Here is a 17,994-nt window from a genome sequence, read left to right as displayed (position 1 = left end):
AAGGCCGGACGCCAAAGGGGGACATCAGGGTGAAGCAGCTTCCGGTGAAGTTCGGTCTGTTGGCGTTGCTCTCCGCATCGGTCGTGCTCGCCCAGGGGGGGAGCGGGGCCGATGGCGGTCCCGACGGCGCGACGATGAAGGAGACGGAGGAGGGTATCCCCGTCACCGATCCGCTGGTCCAGGAAAAATGCGGCAGCTGTCACGCGCCCGATGCCAAGGGCAACCTGTCCCGCATCAGCTGGGTGCGCACCACGCCGGAGGGCTGGGCGCAGGCGATCAAGCGGATGGTGCGGTTGAATGGCCTTCCCATCACTCCCGAGGAATCGCGCGCGGTCATCAAGTCGCTGTCCGCCTCGCACGGGCTGGCGCCGGAGGAGGCGCGGCCGGTCATGTATCTGCCCGAAAAGCGGATCGTCGACGAAGTGCTGCCCAATGAGACGATGCGCGGCGCCTGCGCCAGCTGTCACGCCTTTGCCCAGCCCTTGTCCTGGCGCCGGTCGAAGCTGGAATGGAAGACACTGCAGGATCTGCATGTCGCCCTCTATTCGCAGGCCGACGCCCAATATCGCCGCCCGGCCGAGGATAGCGAGCAGCCCGCCGGCCGCGACCCCAAGGACAAGATGACGCGCGGCGAATATGCGCTGACCTACCTGCCCAAGGTGGCGGGGCTGCATACGCCCGAATGGGCCGCCTGGAGTTCGCGCCTGCGCGCGCCGCGGCTGGCGGGCGACTGGCTGGTGGTGGCGTCGGTGCCGGGGCAGGGCCGCTTCGTCGGCACGATGACGGTGGCGCCCGGTGCGGCGGCGGACGAGTTCAAGACCAGCGCATCGCTCACCTCGCTCACCAATGGCGCGACCATCAGCCGCAGCGGCACCGGCCTCGTCTATTCCGGCTATAGCTGGCGGGGGTCGTCCAAGGGCGGCGCGGCGCCGGGCAAGCCCGATGACCTTGGCAGCCCGGCGCGCGAGACGATGTGGTTTGCGCCCGATCAGCAGCGCGCCGAAGGGCGCTGGTTCTGGGGCGAATATCAGGAATTCGGCTATGATGTGAAACTGGTCCGCGCGACCGCCGCGCCCGCGATCCTGGCGGTGACGCCGGGCGCGGTCAAGGCTGGGGCGAAGGGCGTCGATGTCACCATCTGGGGCCATAATCTGCCGGCGTCTCTGGCGGCGGGCGACGTCGATCTGGGCGCGGGCGTCACCGTCGCCAGGGTCGTGTCGGCGACGCCGGGCAAGGCGGTGCTGAGCGTTGATGTCGCGGCCAGCGCGCCCGCCGGCCAGCGCGATGTCGGGATCGGCGGCGCGGTGCTGGAAAAGGCGTTCCCGGTCTATCGCAAGGTCGATTATCTCAAGGTCACGCCGGAAACGAGCCTGGCCCGGCTGGGCGGCACCAAGTTTGCCAAGGGATATCAGCAGTATGAGGCGATCGGTTACGATAATGGCCTGGACGGCAAACCCAACACTGGCGACGATGTCGCGATCGGCCCGGTCGACGCGACCTGGTCGATGCAGGAATTCATGTCGGTCTATTATGATGACGACATGAAATATGTGGGCGCGCTGAGCCCCACCGCCTTCTTCACGCCGGGGCTGGAAGGCCCCAATCCCGAACGCCGGTTCAGCCGCAACAATTATGGCGAGGTCTGGGTCGTCGCCACGGCGAAGGGCGAGAAGGACAAGTTCGGCAAGCCCCTGAGCGCCCGGTCCTATCTGGTCGTGACCGTGCCCATGTATCAGCGCTTCGACCAGCCGGAGGTGTCGCGATGACCGTCATGCAGGCCCCCGCCTATCGCCGCGCCGAATATCATGGCTTTGCCGCCGGCGGCAGCGACTTCGTCTATCTGGTGAGCGCTGGCGCGATCTTCGAGATCGATGCGCAGGTGCAGGCCGTGCTGGACCGGCTCGATGGCCAGGAACTGGGCCATGCCGCGCTGGTCCGCGAACTGGCGGGCGAAGGCGGCGACCTGGCCGAAGCCGAGGCGCTGGTGCGCGAATTGCGCGCGGTGCAGCTCATTCATCTGGGCGCTGCGCCATTGTCCGTGCCCGAAGCACCGCCGGCCGATTTCCCGTTGCAGGCGCTGGTGCTGAACGTCACCAACCAGTGCAATCTTGCCTGCACCTATTGCTATGAATTTGGCGCGGACAAGATCGCGACCCCGGCCGGCAAGCCCAAATATATGACGCTGGAGACGGCCAGGGCATCGGTCGACCTGCTGATCGCGGAGGCCGCCCTTCGCCCGTCGGTTCACATCACCTTCTTCGGCGGCGAAACCTTGATGAATTTCAAGCTTCTGCGCGATGTGGTCGATTATGCCAATGGTGCGACGGCCGCCGCGGGCAAGGGCATCACCTATAGCCTCACCACCAATGCGACGCTGCTGACACCGGAAATCGTCACCTTCCTGTCGGACAACCGGGTCGGCGTCACCGTGTCGATGGACGGTCCGCCCGAGTTGCAGGACAAGCATCGCGTCTACAAGAATGGCAAGGGCAGCTATGCGGTGATCGAGCCGCGGCTGCGCACGCTGATCGCCCATCACCGCACCCGCGCCGTGACCGCCCGCGTCACCCTGACCGAGGGCGTGACCGATGTCGTGCGCATCTACCGCCATCTGAAGGAGGATCTGGGTTTCCATGAGATCGGCTTTGCGCCGGTGACCACGGGGGAGACGCGGGCCTATTCGATCGACGCCGACGGCATGGACTACGTGCTGGCGCAGTTCAACCTGCTGGCGCGTGAATGGCTGGAATATGCGCTTCGTGGGGAAATGCATGGCTTCACCAATGTCAGCGAGACGATCAGCGAGCTGATTTCGGGCGTCAACAAATCGCATCCCTGCGGCGCGGGCATGGGGCTGATGGGGGTCAGCCCGTCGGGCGACCTGTCGCCCTGCCACCGCTTCACCGACGCCGACACCCATGTGATGGGCCATGTGTCGAGCGGCATCGACCGGGCCAAGCAGGGCGATTTCCTGAGCCGTGGCCATGTCGGCGCCAAATATGATTGCCAGAGCTGCTGGGCGCGGCCGCTGTGCGCCGGCGGCTGCCACCATGAGGCGTTCGTCCGCTATGGCGACACCGGCCACGCCAATCTCCATTATTGCGACTGGATCCGGCAATGGACCGATACCTGCCTGCATATCTATGGCGAGCTGGCGGTGAAGAACCCCGGCTTCCTCGAACATTTCGCTGAACGAAAGGGGCTGTCATGAAGCATCTTCGTGCCATCAATAAAAAGGCGCGGCGGATCGACGACGCCGTGCCCCAGATGGAGGCGGCGAACGAGGCCGCTGCCGCGTCGGGCGCCACGCCGTCCGACATGGAGGAGGATGTCGTTGCCCTGCAACAGGCGCCGCGTCCGCATGTGCCGATGGGTTGCACCCTGTCCTTCTCGCCGGGCTGGGAAGTGGATGCGGGCGGCGGTACGGCGGGGCTGTGCCAGCCGGTCGAGCGCGACATCTATGATTGCTACGTCACCTGCTTCTGGCCGGTGCAGGTGCCCGACCATGTGAATTATTCGCCCGACTGGGCCAGCAACTGCGCCACCGCGACCAAGGACTGGCGCAATCTCGACCTGGTATTCCCATGAGGCGCGCGATGCAGAAAATCCGCTTTGGGCTGGCGGCGGGTCTGGCCGTGCTGGCAGCTCTTCCGACACAGGCCGCGACCCTGTTCATGGGCGCCTATCCCGACGTTTTGCTGGTCTTTGACGAGGGCAAGGGCGCGGTCACGCAGAAGATCAAGCTGGACACCGGCCTGCCGACGGCGATGTCCCTGTCGGACGATGGCAAGCGCATCTATGTGTCGACCATCACCACCAGCGGGATCGAGGTGATCGACGCCGCCAGCCGGCAGGTGGTGAGTAAGTTCAGCCTGAACGACGGACCCAATAGGGTGCGTTTCTATGGCGGCGTGGCCGACCCGGCGGGCCGCTATTTCTACACGATCGTCACCAGGATCGACAAGGAAATGGACCGCTACAAGGTCAGCAAGCCGCTTTATGGCGTGGTCGACCTGAAGCTCGGCAAGCTGGTGCGCACCGCGGAAATCGAGAAGGAAGACGAGAAGGCGATCGGCGGCTATCGCGTCGCCTTCAAGGTGTCGGGCGACGGCAAGTCTCTCTACGCCTTTGGCGAGAAGGTGATCGTCATCGACACCGCGACATTGAAGGCCACCGACCGCATCGACCTGGCCCGGCCCGAAGGCACGGGGCTGGAGAATGTCGGCTTTGGCGGATCGCTGGAGACGCTGCGGACGCCCGGCCAATATGTCTCGCTGTTCAACGCGGCCGACCCTTACATCCACAGCAAGATGTTCGGCCTGGCCCGGTTCGACCTTAACAGCCGCCAGTTCGACTTCACCCCGATCGGCCCGGCGCCGGCCGCGATGGCGGGCCTTGAAATCACGCCCGACGGCAAGCAGGCCTACACCGTCGTAACCAACGGCACGCTGGGATCGAAGCGCTGCGAATTCTGGCACATGGACCTTTCCACCAATGCGGTGGTGGACAAGGCGGAATTCCCCTGCCGTTCGCGCTTCCGCTTCGGCATGTCGATGGATGGGGCCAAGCTCTATATCTACGGCGCCAGCTTCGACGTCGAGGTCTATGACGCGAAGACGCTGAAGCTGGAAGCGACCTGGGATCTGGGCAATGACGCAACCGGCGCCGGCATGGTGGCGGTGCCGTGATCCGTTCCGGCCGTCCCGACACTCCGATGGCCGTGGCCATCCGGGGCAGCGGGATGGCCGCCAATGCCTGCGCGCATCTGCTGAAAGGAGCGGGCCTTCGGGTCGCAATCGAGGCCGCTCATCGCCCGCCGGTGCCCCGCCTGTTGCTGAGCGAGGCGGCGCTGGCCTTGATGCGCGACCTGTTCGCGCGGCCGGAGCTGTTCGCCGACGCGCCGCGCGTGCGCCGCCGACTGGTCGCCTGGGGCGGCGCGCCGGTGATGGTGCCGCATGATGCCGTGCTGGCATCGGAGGCGATGGTGCAGGCCGCGCTGGCCGTGGCGGAGGAAGCGCCGATAGCCGTGCCCGATTTCACCATCCATGCCGCGCCGCCGCTGCCGATGGGCGAACTGCATGTCTTTGGCGAGCGCGATGCCGTCGCCGCCCGTGTGCGGCTGCGCGACCCGGCCTGTCGGGAAGAAGGCCGGGTCGAGGCGGTCGAGCGCGGCTGGCTGTTCCTGGTCCCGGCGGACGGGGAAGAGGGCTGGCTGCTGGGCGTCGGTGGCGAAATCGACGCGCTGCTGGCGCAGAGCCGGCTGATCGCGCCGGTGGTCGATCCGATCGGCGGATCGTCGCGCCCCTTTCTCGCTGCGCCGCGCCTGCATTTGCCGCTGGTCGGCGACGACTGGCTGGCCTGCGGTACGGCGGCGATCGGCTTCGATCCGATCTGCGGCGATGGGACGGCCCAGTCGGTGCGCGAGGCGATATTGGCGAGCGCAGTGCTGACGGGCATTGCGGAGGGCGGCGATCGGGCTGCGCTGCTCGGCCATTATCAGGCGATGCTGATCGCGGCGCTGCGACGGCATCTGCTGCTCTGTGCGCGATTTTACGCCGATGGCGGGCAGGGCGAGTGGTGGCGGGCGCAACATGAGGCGCTGATGCAGGGGCATCACTGGTGCACCGGGCTGCTGGCAAAGCTGCCCGAACCGCAATTTGCGCTGCATGGGCTGCGTCTGGTGCCAAGGCGGGCGGCGGCGTGAGTGCGCCTGTTGCCGGCTGGAGCAGCTATCGCCGGCTGCTCCCCTATATCCGGCCCTATCGGCGCGGGCTGATGCTGGTGCTGGCGATCAGTGTGCTGTCGACGGCGCTGGGATTGGCGCAACCCTATCTGTCCAAGCTGATGATCGACCATGCGCTGTTGCAGCGGGACATGGGCGCGCTGTGGCGGATCGCCGGGATCATGATCGCGGTCACTGTGCTGGGCTTCGGCGTCAACATCCTGGCCAGCTATCGCTATGTCCGGCTGTCGGCGGCGATGCTTTATGACATGCGCGCCGCGCTGCTGCGCCATCTCCAGACGCTGTCGCCGCGCTTCTATGCCAGCTTCCGGCTGGGCGACCTCGTCTCGCGCATGAACAGCGATGTGAGCGATGTGCAGCGGATCGCGTCCGATACCCTGCTCTCGGTGGTCAGCAACCTGCTCTTCTTCATCGGCTGCGTCGCGATGATGCTCTGGCTCGACTGGCGGCTGTTCCTGGTCGGCGTGCTGCTGGTGCCGGCCAGCCTGGCGGCCTTCACTCATTATCAGCGGCGGCTGACCGCGCTGACGCGCGACATGCGCGAGCGGGGCGCTGATCTCGGCAGCCTGCTGGTCGATACGGTGATGGGCATGCGCGTCGTCACCGCGCTGCGCGCCGGCGAGCATGAGGTCGGTCGCTTCAAGGCGAAGAATGACGCCTTTGTCGGTGCGATGCTGCGGATGCAGGTGGCCTCCTACATGACCGGGGCGCTGCCCGGCACGCTGATGACCGGGGCGACCTCCGCCGTCATCCTATATGGTGGCTGGCGGATCATCGAGGGGGGCATGAGCATCGGCACGCTGGTCGCCTTCATGACCTATCATATGCGGCTGCTGTCACCGATCCAGACGCTGATGGGGCTGACGTCCGGGCTGGCGTCGGCGCGGGTGTCGCTGGGGCGCATCTTCGAACTGTTCGACACCCGGCCCGATGTCGAGGAGCGCGCCGATGCCACGCCGATCGGCCGGGTGCGCGGCGAGGTGCGTTTCGAGCAGGTGGCGATGCGCTATGATCGCGATCCGGTGCTGCGCGACATGGACCTCTCCATCCCCGCCGGCAGCATCTGCGCGATCCTGGGGCCGAGCGGCGTCGGCAAGTCGACCATGGCCGACCTGATGGTGCGCCATGCCGATCCGACCGGCGGGCGTATCCTGCTCGACGGCCATGATCTGCGCGACCTGCGGCTCGACGATCTGCGGCGCGAGGTGATGCTGGTCGACCAGTCGCCCTGGCTGTTCAACGACAGTATCGCCGCCAATATCGGCTTTGCCCTGCCGGATGTGCGCATCGAGGAGATCGAGGCGGCCGCCCATGCCGCCGGGCTGGATGCGTTCCTGGCACGGCTGCCCGAGGGACTGGAGACGCGCACGGGCGAGCGGGGGCTGGCGCTGTCGGCGGGCGAGCGGCAGCGCATCGTCATCGCCCGCGCGCTGCTGCGCCGGCCATCGGTGCTGATCCTCGACGAGCCGACATCGGCGCTGGATGGCGAGACCGAGGCGCTGGTGGCCGGGCGATTGCGCGGTGCGCTGCCCGATGCGACCATCATCCTCATCACCCACAAGCCGGCACTGGCGCGGATTGCCGACCGGATTGTGACGATCGCCGATGGGCAGGCGCATGTGGCGCCGCAGCCCGAGCCGGCCCATGTCTGATCTGCCGCCTGATCCGCTGCGCATCGCCGTGATCGACAGCGGCGTCCATCCCGATCATCCTCATATCGATGCTGTCCGGCTGCTGCCCGGCTATGTGATCGCCAAGGATGGGGGTGACAGCGAAGATGACACAGCCGACCGGCTTGGCCATGGCACCGCCGTCACCGCCGCGATCCAGGATCAAGCGCCCGATGCGCTCTGCCTGCCGATCCGGGTCTTCCATGATGCGCTCAGCACCACGGCGCGGGCGCTGGTCGCGGCGATCGACCGGGCGGTGGCGGCGCGGGTGGACCTCATCAACCTTAGCCTCGGCACCATCAATCCCGCTCATGGCGAGGCCCTCGCGGCGGCGGCGGATCGCGCACTGGCGGCCGGCATCCTGATCGTCGCGGCGCGCGATAATGAGGGCACGCCCTGCTATCCCGGTAGTCTGGATATGGTCTTAGGCGTCGGCCTCGACTGGGATTGCCCGCGCGACGATTATCGGCTGCGTGACGGTCTGGTCTTCGCCTCCGGCCATCCCCGGCCGATCCCCGGCATGGCGCCGCGCCGCAACCTTCATGGTGTCAGCTTCGCTGTCGCCAACATGACCGGCATGATCGCGCGGCAGGGGCGGGCGGGGATGGCCCGGTGGATGCCGGCCGGCGCTCGCGCAGAGGCAGGCTGATCAGCCGCCCGGTTCGGCGAGCGCGATGTCCATGTCGGCAAGGGCGAGCCGTAGCAGTTCCGCCATGGTATTGCGCGCGGCGGCCGTGTCGCGCGCGGCGATGGCGCGATGCACCGCCTGATGGTCGGGCAGCGGGTCGCGGGGCAACAGCTTCTTGCGATGCTTGAAGGTGGTGGTCCAGCTGACCGCCGCGCCGACCGAACTGGCCAGCGCCTCCAGCGCGTCATTATGGGTCGCGGCCAGGATCGCATTGTGGAAACGCTGGTCTGCTGCACGCCCCTCCGGCGTGGACAGGCCATAGCGTTCCATCTCGGCCAGCGCCGCGTCCATGATCGCCAGTTGTTCCTCGGTGCGGCGACGCGCGGCAAATTCGGCCGCCGCCGGTTCGATCACGCCGCGTAGTTCGAACAGGTCGCGGATGAAATGGGCATCCGGCTCGCCAGCGAACATCCAGGCCAGCATTTCGGGGTCGAGCACGTTCCAGCGCGCGCGCGGCAGGACGCGGGTGCCGGCCTTCGGGCGGCTTTCCAGCATGCCCTTGGCGATCAGGATGCGGATCGCCTCGCGATAGGCGGTGCGCGATACGCCGAGGCGTTCCGACGCCTCGATCTCGCCCTCGAACAGGTCGCCGGGCTTGTGCTTGCCGGTCAGGATGGCGGTGCCCATGTCGCGGGCAATCGCCTGATGAATGCGGAGCGAGCCTTCGTCCGTCGCGAACTTGCGTTCCGATCCGTCCTTGCGCTCGCTCCCCATTCTACCTCCGTTGAATTTAGTCCTCAAAATCAGCCGTAGGGCAATGCCGGCCACAAAGGAAGGCATCGGCCACCAGGCGCAGCGGTGCGGTGTCCGCGTCGATCGCCTTGTCCGCCACCAGCCCGACGAAGCGCCGATACATGGTGGGATATTCCTCGTCCGGTGCCTTCAACTGGACTTCGCCGTCCAAGGTCAGCGTGTTGCCGCCTTCGGACAGGAGCAGCTTGCCATTGCTGGTTTCGACCGCGATGTCCCAGGTCTGGGGACCGGTCTGGCGCCAGTCGAACACGGTGTCGATCGGGGCGCCCGAAGCGGTCGCCATCGCCAGCGTGGCGCCGATCGGCGCCTGCTTGTTGGACGGCACTTCCAGTTCGGCCGACAGCAGCGTGATCGGCTCGGCGACGATTTCGGTCAGGATCGACAGGGCGTTGATGCCCGGATCGAACACGCCGAAGCCGCCCGCTTCCCAGATCCAGGGCTGGCCCGGATGCCAGTGACGGACATCCTCGCGCCACTGGATCGAGATGCGCTCGACCGTGCGCGATGCCATCCACTCCTTGGCCTGGGCGACGGCCGCGGCATAGCGGCTATGCCAGCTGGCATAGAGGGTGACGCCATTGGCCCTGGCGAGCGCGATCAGCGCGTCCACTTCCGACACGGTCGCGCCGGGCGGCTTTTCCAGGAAGACATGCTTGCCGGCCAGGATCGCCTGACGGGCCGCCTGATAGCGGACCTGGGGTGGCTGGCACAGGATGACGGCATCCATGTCGGGCTCGCCCGCCAGCATCGCGCCGAGATCGGGATAATTGTTCACCCCTTCGCCCTGCGCGTTGCGGCTGGCGACGGCGACCAGATCGATGCCGTCGATCTTGGCGATCGCGGGCAGATGCTGGTCGCGGGCAATCTTGCCCAGGCCTACAAGGCCGGCCTTGATGCTCATAGCGCCTTCACCTTGGTCTTGCCCTCGTCTGCTGCGCGCTTCAGGCCATTGCGGACCGGCAGGGTGAAGGGCTTGGCCTCGACCTCGAACACATCGCCTTCCTGGGTGGCGAAGCCATCGGAGAAGGAGAGGGTGGCGGTGCCGAAGAAATGGACATGAATGTCGCCGGGGCGGCGGAACAGACCATATTTGAAATGATGATGTTCCAGGTTCGCGATCGTGTGCGACATGTTGGTCTCACCCGACAGGAACGGCTTTTCCCACACCGTCTCGCCATTGCGGACAATGCGGCTGGTGCCACGCAGATCCTGCGGCAGGTCGCCCAGCAGCAGTTCCGGGCCGAGCGAGGCCTGGCGCAGCTTGGAGTGAGCGAGCCACAGATAATTGCCGCGTTCGGTGATGTGATCGGAAAATTCATTGCCGATCGCAAAGCCCAGACGCACCGGCGTGCCGTCGGCGTCGATCAGATAGATGCCGGCGACTTCGGGTTCCTCGCCACCATCCTCGGCAAAGGCCGGCATGGTGAAGTCCAGGCCCGGATCGACCAGGATCTGGCCGTCGCCCTTGTAGAACCATTCGGGTTGCGCACCGATGCCGTCATCGGCGGGCTTGCCGCCCTCGACGCCCATCAGGAACATGCGCATGGAATCGGTGAGGTCGCCCGAGGTGGCGGCCTTGTGCATCTTGTCGCGGCCTTCGGCCGAGCCGAGATGGGTAAGCCCGGTGCCGGCGACCAGCAGATGCGCCGCATCCTCATGATCGATCGGCGACAGCAGGGTGACGGTGGACAGGTCCACCGCATCGCCCAGCTTGCCTTCCGCAAAGGCGGCCAGGCCCTGGCCCGCCGCGATCGCGTCCAGCGCCAGCTGGCGGGTGGAGCTTGCGCCCGTCACCCGCTTCGCCGCGCCGGTCTGGTCGAGGGCGGCGACGCCGCGCGCGCCACCCTCGTTGAACTGAACCAGCGAAATGACGGTCACTGCGCCAGCTCCAGCTTGCCTTCCATGCGGCGGTTGAGCTTCCAGGGATTGGCCGCCTGCAGCGCCGGCGGCAGCACGGCGTCGACGACGTCCTGATAGCAGACCGGACGCAGGAAGCGCATCATGGCCAGCGTGCCGACCGAGGTGGTGCGGCCGTCCGAGGTCGACGGGAAGGGACCGCCATGGACCATGGCATGGGTCACTTCGACGCCGGTCGGCCAGCCATTGGCGAGCACGCGGCCGACCTTGCGGGACAGCGTGGGCAGCAGCTTGGCGGCATTGTCATTGTCGCTTTCGTCCATCTGCAGCGTGGCGGTCAGCTGACCTTCCATCTGGGCGATGGTGGCGATCACTTCCTCGATCGTGGCGCACTTCACCAGGATCGACGAGGAACCGAACACTTCATGCGACAGCGCCGGGTTGGTGCGGAACTGCTCGCCGCTGGTGGCGAACAGGGCCGACTGGGCCAGGTTCACGCCTTCGGCTTCGGCGCCGCGCGCCACGGTGGTGACGCCTTCCGCGCCGGCCAGCGCCTCGACGCCCTTTTCATAGGCGGCGTGGATGCCCGGCGTCAGCATGACATGGGGCTGGTTGGCCGACAGGGCTTCAGCGGCCGAAGCAACGAAGCGGTCGAGATCGGGGCTGTCGAGCGCGATCACCATGCCGGGGTTGGTGCAGAACTGGCCAGCGAAGAGGCTCAGCGAACCGACGAAGGCGGTGCCCAGCGCTTCGGCGCGGGCCGCGAGCGCGCCCGGCAGCAGCACGACCGGATTGATCGACGACATTTCCGAATAGACCGGGATCGGTTCTTCGCGGTTGGCGGCGATCTTCATCAGCGCAATGCCGCCGCCGCGCGAACCGGTGAAGCCGACCGCCTTGATGCGCGGATCGGCGACCAGCGCGCCGCCCAGGTCGTTGGTGGTGCCCGGCAGGTAGGAGAAGACGCCTTCATGCAGGCCGCTGGCCTTGACCGCGGCGGCGATGGCGCGGGCGACCAGTTCGCCGGTGCCGGGATGGGCCGGGTGGCCCTTCACGACGACCGGGCTGCCGGCAGCGAAGGCCGATGCGGTGTCACCGCCCGCGACCGAGAAGGCGAGCGGGAAGTTGGACGCGCCGAACACGGCGACCGGGCCGACCGACTGGTTGACGCGGCGCAGGTCGCTGCGGGGCAGCGGGGTGCGTTCCGGCAGCGCCTTGTCGATGGTGGCGTCGAGCCAGTCGCCCTGGCGGACATAGGCGGCGAACAGGCGCAGCTGGCCGACCGTGCGGCCACGCTCGCCCTCCAGGCGGCCACGCGGCAGGCCGGTTTCGCTCATGGCGGTGGTGATCAGCAGGTCGCCGATCTCCAGGATCTGGTCGGCCACGGCTTCCAGGAAGGAGGCGCGGGTTTCGGGAGACAGGGTCGAGAAGCTCTCGAACGCGGCGTCGGCCAGCGCACAGGCATCGGCGACATCGGCGGTCGAGGCGTTGTGGAAGGCGATGTCGCCCTTGGCGCCGGTCGACGGGTCGACCGCGAAGAAGGGCTCACCACCGGTGCGCTCGGCAGCACCGACCAGAATGGCTCCGTTGAACATGGATATCTCCCGAAATGTCGTGGAAAGGGGGTAATATTTGCCGGAACGGCGCGCCTGTCAGATGGGGACGAGGGGACGCAATTTCGAGCATCGCTGCACGGAAATTACGTCCTGTTGCCTCCTTTGAATGACGCGCCGTTTACCGGATCAATGCCAAATCAGTGGTTGTCGCGCGGCAGGCCCATGGTCTGGGCGATGCGCTGATATTTCTCCGCGCCTTCCAGGATGGCGCCGGTGTTCATCTGGCCGACGACCGAACGCTGGATTTCCTGCCAGGGGGTCTGCGACGCGGGATATTTGAACCCGCCCTCTGCCACCAGCTTGGCGCGGCGTGCTTCCAGTTCCTCGTCGGAAATCAGCACATTCACCACGCCGGCCTTCAGGTCCATGCGGACGCGGTCGCCGGTTTCCAGCAGCGCCAGGCCACCCATCGCCGCCGCTTCGGGCGAAGCGTTGAGGATCGACGGGCTGCCCGACGTGCCCGACTGACGGCCATCGCCGATGCAGGGCAGGGCGGAGACGCCTTCGGTGATCAGATATGCCGGCGGACGCATGTTCACGACCTCGGCCGCGCCCGGATAGCCGATCGGGCCGGCGCCACGCATGAACAGCAGCGTGTCGGCGGTGATGCCGACCGACGGATCGTCGATGCGGTGGTGATAATCTTCCGGACCGTCGAACACGACCGCCGGGCCTTCAAAGGCTTCGGGATCATCGGGGTTCGACAGATAGCGCATGCGGAATTCTTCGCTGATGACGCTGGTCTTCATGACCGCTTCGTCGAACAGGTTGCCGGTCAGCACCAGGAAGCCCGCTTCGTCTTTCAGCGGCTGGTGGAACGGACGGATGACCTTCTCATCCTCGATTTCCACGCCCTTGCAATTCTCGCCCATGGTCTTGCCATTGACGGTCATCGCGCCTTCCTTGATCAGGCCCTGGTCGATCAGCTGGCTGATGACGGCGGGCAGGCCGCCGGCGCGGTAATAATCCTCGCCCAGATATTCGCCGGCGGGCTGCATGTTGACCAGCAGCGGCACCTTGTGCCCGACCGTCTCCCAATCCTTGAGCGGCAGCTCGACGCCCATGTGGCGGGCGATCGCGGCGAGGTGGATCGGCGCGTTGGTCGAACCGCCGATCGCCGAGTTGGCGACGATGGCGTTGTGGAACGCGTCGAGCGTCATGATCTCGGAGGGCTTCAGGTCTTCATGCACCATTTCGACGATGCGCTTGCCGGTGCGGTAGGCGGCTTCCTGACGGTCGCGATAGGGGGCGGGGATCGCCGCGCTGCCGGGCAGCATCATGCCCAGCGCTTCGGCGAGCGCGTTCATGGTGCTGGCGGTGCCCATCGTGTTGCAGAAACCGGTCGACGGCGCGGACGAGGCGACCAGCTTGATGAAGCCTTCATCGTCGATCTTGCCGGCGGCCAGCAGCTGGCGGCCATGCCAGACGATCGTACCCGAACCGGTGCGCTCACCCTTGTGCCAGCCATTGAGCATCGGGCCGACCGACAGGGCGATCGCCGGGATGTTGACGGTGGCGGCGGCCATCAGCAGCGCCGGGGTGGTCTTGTCGCAGCCGCTGGTCAGGATCACGCCGTCGAGCGGATAGCCATACATGGCTTCGACGAGGCCCAGATAGGCGAGGTTGCGGTCAAGGCCGGCGGTCGGGCGCTTGCCGGTTTCCTGGATCGGATGGACCGGGAATTCGAGCGCGATGCCGCCCATTTCGCGAATGCCTTCGCGCATGCGCTCGGCCAGCACGAGATGATGGCGGTTGCAGGGCGACAGGTCGCTGCCGGTCTGGGCGATGCCGATGATCGGCTTGCCGCTGCGCAGTTCTTCGAGGGACAGGCCGAAGTTCAGGTAGCGCTCCAGATAGAGCGAGGTCATGTCGATATTGTCTGGGTTGTCGAACCAGGCGCGGCTACGCAGCTTGGGAGTAGGCTTGGACGAATCGCTCATGTGGGCATCCTGACACTTTGAAAAGGCTTGGCACGTTGACGCGCTTGCCTCTCCGATATACTCAGACAAATAACTTTTCAAGGATACAAAGAGAGGGAAAGTGCGGTTGAACGCGAAAAATCGGGCGGATCATCGATGAGCGACTATGCAGTGATCGGCGACTGGGGGACCAGCAATCTGCGGCTGTTCCGGGTGGAAGCGGGGCGGATCGTGGCGCGCCGCGACGGGCCGGGCATCGGCGTGGTCGGCCGCGAGGCGGAAGCCGCCTTTGCCGAGACGATCGCTCCCTGGCTGGAAGATGGCCTGCCGACATCGATCCGCCTGTGCGGCATGGTCGGCGCGCGCGACGGTTGGGTCGAGGCGCCCTATGCCGATTGCCCTGCCGATGCCGATAGCTGGGCGGCGGTTGCCGTGCGCTTCGACTGGCGCGGCGCGCCGCTGGCGATCATGGCGGGCCTGGCCTGCACCGACGCCGACGGCATTGCCGATGTGATGCGCGGCGAGGAGGCACAGATTTTCGGCGCGATGGCGCTCGATCCCCGGCTCGCCACGGGCCGCCACCTGATCGTGCTGCCCGGCACCCACAGCAAATGGACCCTGGTGGAGGATGGCCGGGTGATCCGTTTTCGCACCGTGCCGACCGGGGAATTGTTCGCGCTGCTGCGTGACCGCTCGACGCTCAGCCCCAGGATCGCCGCTGCCGATGCCGATCCGGCAGAGGAAGCGGCCGGTTTTGCCGAGGGGCTGGAGCGGGCCGGCGCGGGCCGGCTGCTCGCTTCGCTGTTCGCGGCGCGGGCAATGCGGCTGCGCGCCGGGCGTTCGGCCGACTGGGCGCTGGGCTATCTGTCGGGTCTCGTCATCGGCTGCGAAATTGCCGAGGCGCGGGCTGCGCTGGCGGGCGACACCGGCGTCGTCTTGATTGGTGACGCGCGGCTTTCGGATCGCTATGCCCGTGCCCTCGATGCCCAGGGCATCGCTTCGCAATCGCTCGACGGCGACGCCTGTGCGCGGGCTGGCCTTGGCTTTCTGGAGAACTGACCCATGATCCTCGACGACCTGCTGGCCGACGGCGCGCCGCCGATCGCCGCCATATTGCGTGGCGTGAAGCCCGAAGAGGCGCTCGATATCGCCGCCGCCCTGGTGGAGGCGGGCATCCGCGTGATCGAAGTGCCGTTCAATTCGCCCGAACCGCTGGTCAGCATCGCCGCGATGCAGAATGCGTTTGGCGACCGCGCGCTGATCGGCGGCGGCACGGTGCTGACGATCCAGGCGGTCGAGGCGCTGGCAGGTGCGGGCGGCCGCATCATGGTGACGCCCAATACCGTCCCCGACGTGATCGCGCGCGGCGCGGAGCTTGGTCTTGACCTGCTGCCTGGCTTCATGACGCCGAGCGAGGCGTTCCGTGCGGTCGAGGCTGGCGCGCGCCGGGTGAAGCTGTTCCCCGCGGCCCAACTCGGCCCGGCCTATGTCAAGGCGGTCAAGGACGTGCTGCCCAAGCATGTCGGCGTGTGGGCCGTAGGCGGCACCGGTGCGGACACGATCGGTGACTGGCTGGCCGGCGGCTGTGAGGGTATCGGCGTGGGCGGCGCGCTCTATCGTCCCGGCGACGATGCGCTCACCGTGCGGGAGCGGGCGGTCGATCTGGTCACCGCCTGGCAGCGGGCGAAGGGCTGACCTCCTACCGGGCCGGGGTTTCCACCCGGTCCAGCATCTCGCGAATCTTCTCGCCCAGCGCGCTATATGTGAAGGGTTTGGTCAGCAATTCGACCCCCGGATCGAGCCGTCCATGGTGGATGATGGCGTTGCGGGCATAGCCGGTGGTGAACAGCACGCGCAGCCCCGGCTGCTTCGCTTTTGCGGTGCGGGCGATGTCTGCACCGGTCATGCCGCCGGGCAGCACCACGTCGGTGAACAGCAGGTCGATCGGCTCGGCGGCGGCATCCAGCGCCGCCAGCGCCGATGAGCCATCGCCCGCCTCGATTACGCGATAGCCCAGGTCGCGCAGAACCTCGACCGAATAGGCGCGGACGTTCTCGTCATCCTCGCACACCAGAATCGTCTCGCGCCCGGCCTGCGGGGAGGGTGGAGGTGGGGCCGGCACGACATCCTCGGTTGCCGGGAGGGGGCCATGATAGCGCGGCAGGTAGATTTTTACCGTCGTGCCATGGCCGGCCTCCGAATAGACCCGGACATGGCCGCCCGACTGCTTGACGAAGCCATAGACCATCGACAGGCCGAGGCCGGTGCCGCGCCCGACGTCCTTGGTAGTGAAGAAGGGTTCGATCGCGTGCGCCAGCGTGTCTGCATCCATGCCCATCCCGGTGTCCGACACGCAGATCAGCATATATTGGCCGGGTGAGATTTCCTGCTCGGTCGCGGTATAATGGCTGTCCAGATGGGTGTTGGCGACCTCGATCGTCAGCTTGCCGCCTTGTGGCATGGCATCGCGCGCATTGACCGCCAGGTTGAGCAGCGCATTTTCCATCTGGTTGACGTCGATCTCGACCGGCCAGACCCGCGGGCTCTGCACCGTCTCCACCTCGATCATCTCGCCCAGCGTCCGGTGCAGCAGGTCCGACATACCGGCGATCAGCCGGTTGGGATCGACCCGGTCGGGGGCCAGCGGCTGGCGGCGGGAAAAGGCGAGCAGGCGCTGGGTCAGTATCGCCGCCCGCTCGGCCCCGGCCATGGCGTTGTCGGCGGCGCGGCGCAGGCGCGGCAGGTCTTCCGGCAGCCCGCGCTGCAGCAGGTCGAGATTGCCGGTGACGATCTGCAGCAGATTGTTGAAGTCATGGGCCACGCCGCCGGTGAGCTGGCCCAGCGTCTCCATCTTCTGTGCCTGGCGGAGCGCTGCCTCGGTCTCGCCCAGGGCGCGGGCGTCGGCACGATGCTGGGTCACGTCGCGCGCGACGCAGTAGATGAGGTCGCCCTCGGGCACGGCGGTCCAACTGAAGGTGCGATAATCGCCCCGCTTGGTGCGGAAGCGGTTTTCGAACCGCATGGTGGGATGGCCGTCGGCGAGATCATCAATCTGCCCACGGGTGCGCTTCACATCGTCGGGATGCTCCATCCATTCCGACGTGCGGCCGATCAGTTCCTCCTGCGACCAGCCCAATATGTCGGTCCAGCCTGGACTGGCCGACAGCCAGACGCCGGCACTGTCGGCGATCAGGAACGGATCGCGCGCCAGCGCCCAGAGCCGGTTGCGGTCGGCCCGCGCCTCGCGCTCGGCCAGCACCCTGACCGTCGTTTCGCTGACGATGCACAGCACGCCGCCGATCGACCCGTCGCCTTCGAACACCGGCGAATAGGAAATGTCGAAATAGACTTCCTCGCCCCGCCCTCCGTCCCGCTCGATATAGAATGGGCGATCCTTGGCATGGAAGGTCTCGCCGCTCTCACGCACCGATTTCAGCAAGGGGCCAAGATCGTTCCACAATTCCGCCCAGCCTTCGCTGGCCGGGCGTCCCAGCACATGGGGATGCTTGTCCCCGATCGTCGGGGCATAGGCTTCATTGTAGAGGGCGCAGAAATCGGCGCCCCAGAACAGCACGATCTCCGCCTTGGACGACAGCATCAGCCGCACCGTCGATACCAGCGATGGCGACCAGCGTGATACCGGTCCCAGTGGCGAGGACGCGTCGATCGTCGCGGTCAGGGCGCCCAATGGCCCCTGCCCGGCGATCATGTCGGCAATGTTCCTCTGCTGGCTCATCATAACCCTGTC

15 protein-coding genes are annotated in these 17,994 nt (G+C 66.8%); 9 read left to right on the top strand and 6 right to left on the bottom strand.

Annotation, left to right across the window (positions count from 1 at the left end; all coding sequences use genetic code 11):
* Positions 1–29: 29 nt before the first annotated feature.
* Genes peaA through qhpE form a run of 7 tightly spaced genes read left to right on the top strand, consistent with a single transcriptional unit; the run spans position 30 to position 8,062 of the window.
* Entirely contained in the window at positions 30–1,766 is a 1,737-nt protein-coding gene (gene peaA / locus GGQ90_RS15245) for a quinohemoprotein amine dehydrogenase subunit alpha (protein ID WP_188082939.1), read from the top strand.
* The gene (peaB, locus tag GGQ90_RS15240) at positions 1,763–3,211 is read left to right on the top strand and encodes a quinohemoprotein amine dehydrogenase maturation protein (protein ID WP_188082938.1); all 1,449 of its coding nucleotides are present in this window, start codon (positions 1,763–1,765) and stop codon (positions 3,209–3,211) included. Before peaA ends, peaB begins: the two co-directional genes overlap by 4 nt.
* Complete coding sequence (qhpC, locus tag GGQ90_RS15235; RefSeq protein WP_188082937.1) at positions 3,208–3,588, top strand: quinohemoprotein amine dehydrogenase subunit gamma; 381 nt, start codon at positions 3,208–3,210, stop codon at positions 3,586–3,588. Before peaB ends, qhpC begins: the two co-directional genes overlap by 4 nt.
* Positions 3,589–3,596: 8 nt before the next feature.
* Positions 3,597–4,688, top strand: a complete 1,092-nt coding sequence (locus tag GGQ90_RS15230; RefSeq protein WP_188082936.1) for a YncE family protein — start codon at positions 3,597–3,599, stop codon at positions 4,686–4,688.
* Complete coding sequence (locus GGQ90_RS15225) at positions 4,685–5,704, top strand: hypothetical protein (RefSeq protein ID WP_343053797.1); 1,020 nt, start codon at positions 4,685–4,687, stop codon at positions 5,702–5,704. Before GGQ90_RS15230 ends, GGQ90_RS15225 begins: the two co-directional genes overlap by 4 nt.
* The gene (locus GGQ90_RS15220; protein WP_188082935.1) at positions 5,701–7,395 is read left to right on the top strand and encodes an ABC transporter transmembrane domain-containing protein; all 1,695 of its coding nucleotides are present in this window, start codon (positions 5,701–5,703) and stop codon (positions 7,393–7,395) included. The genes GGQ90_RS15225 and GGQ90_RS15220 overlap by 4 nt, the downstream gene beginning before the upstream one ends.
* The gene (gene qhpE / locus GGQ90_RS15215; RefSeq protein WP_188082934.1) at positions 7,388–8,062 is read left to right on the top strand and encodes a subtilisin-like serine protease QhpE; all 675 of its coding nucleotides are present in this window, start codon (positions 7,388–7,390) and stop codon (positions 8,060–8,062) included. The genes GGQ90_RS15220 and qhpE overlap by 8 nt, the downstream gene beginning before the upstream one ends.
* Here the strand turns inward: qhpE and GGQ90_RS15210 are convergent, their stop codons facing one another.
* The 5 genes from GGQ90_RS15210 to GGQ90_RS15190 all read right to left on the bottom strand — a co-directional run bounded on the left by GGQ90_RS15210 (position 8,063) and on the right by GGQ90_RS15190 (position 14,267).
* Positions 8,063–8,815 carry a FadR/GntR family transcriptional regulator gene (locus GGQ90_RS15210; RefSeq protein ID WP_188082933.1) on the bottom strand — a complete coding sequence of 251 codons (753 nt, stop codon included), beginning with the start codon at positions 8,813–8,815 and terminating at the stop codon, positions 8,063–8,065. It abuts the gene before it with no gap.
* A gap of 16 nt (positions 8,816–8,831) precedes the next feature.
* Complete coding sequence (locus tag GGQ90_RS15205) at positions 8,832–9,755, bottom strand: Gfo/Idh/MocA family protein (protein WP_188082932.1); 924 nt, start codon at positions 9,753–9,755, stop codon at positions 8,832–8,834.
* Entirely contained in the window at positions 9,752–10,732 is a 981-nt protein-coding gene (gene araD1, locus GGQ90_RS15200; RefSeq protein ID WP_188082931.1) for an AraD1 family protein, read from the bottom strand. The genes GGQ90_RS15205 and araD1 overlap by 4 nt, the downstream gene beginning before the upstream one ends.
* Positions 10,729–12,306 (bottom strand): aldehyde dehydrogenase (NADP(+)), encoded by a 1,578-nt coding sequence (locus GGQ90_RS15195; RefSeq protein WP_188082930.1) that lies wholly within the window; start codon positions 12,304–12,306, stop codon positions 10,729–10,731. The genes araD1 and GGQ90_RS15195 overlap by 4 nt, the downstream gene beginning before the upstream one ends.
* A 158-nt stretch (positions 12,307–12,464) precedes the next feature.
* Positions 12,465–14,267, bottom strand: coding sequence for an IlvD/Edd family dehydratase (locus GGQ90_RS15190; RefSeq protein WP_188082929.1), 1,803 nt, complete (start codon positions 14,265–14,267; stop codon positions 12,465–12,467).
* Positions 14,268–14,402: 135 nt separating this feature from the next.
* Here GGQ90_RS15190 and GGQ90_RS15185 point away from each other — a divergent pair, with 135 nt between their 5' ends.
* Together GGQ90_RS15185 and GGQ90_RS15180 are read left to right on the top strand one after the other, a co-directional pair.
* Entirely contained in the window at positions 14,403–15,305 is a 903-nt protein-coding gene (locus GGQ90_RS15185) for a 2-dehydro-3-deoxygalactonokinase (RefSeq protein ID WP_188082928.1), read from the top strand.
* Positions 15,306–15,308: 3 nt separating this feature from the next.
* Positions 15,309–15,941 (top strand): 2-dehydro-3-deoxy-6-phosphogalactonate aldolase, encoded by a 633-nt coding sequence (locus GGQ90_RS15180; RefSeq protein ID WP_188082927.1) that lies wholly within the window; start codon positions 15,309–15,311, stop codon positions 15,939–15,941.
* 4 nt (positions 15,942–15,945) lie between these two features.
* Here the strand turns inward: GGQ90_RS15180 and GGQ90_RS15175 are convergent, their stop codons facing one another.
* Positions 15,946–17,982: a hybrid sensor histidine kinase/response regulator gene (locus tag GGQ90_RS15175; RefSeq protein WP_246428257.1), complete on the bottom strand. Its 2,037-nt coding sequence runs from the start codon at positions 17,980–17,982 to the stop codon at positions 15,946–15,948.
* Positions 17,983–17,994: the final 12 nt, after the last annotated feature.

This window comes from Sphingobium scionense (genome assembly GCF_014197035.1).
In the GTDB taxonomy this organism is placed as follows: Bacteria; Pseudomonadota; Alphaproteobacteria; order Sphingomonadales; family Sphingomonadaceae; genus Sphingobium; species Sphingobium scionense.
The sequence above is the reverse complement of the archived record's forward strand: the minus strand, read 5'-3'. Positions and strand labels throughout refer to the sequence as shown.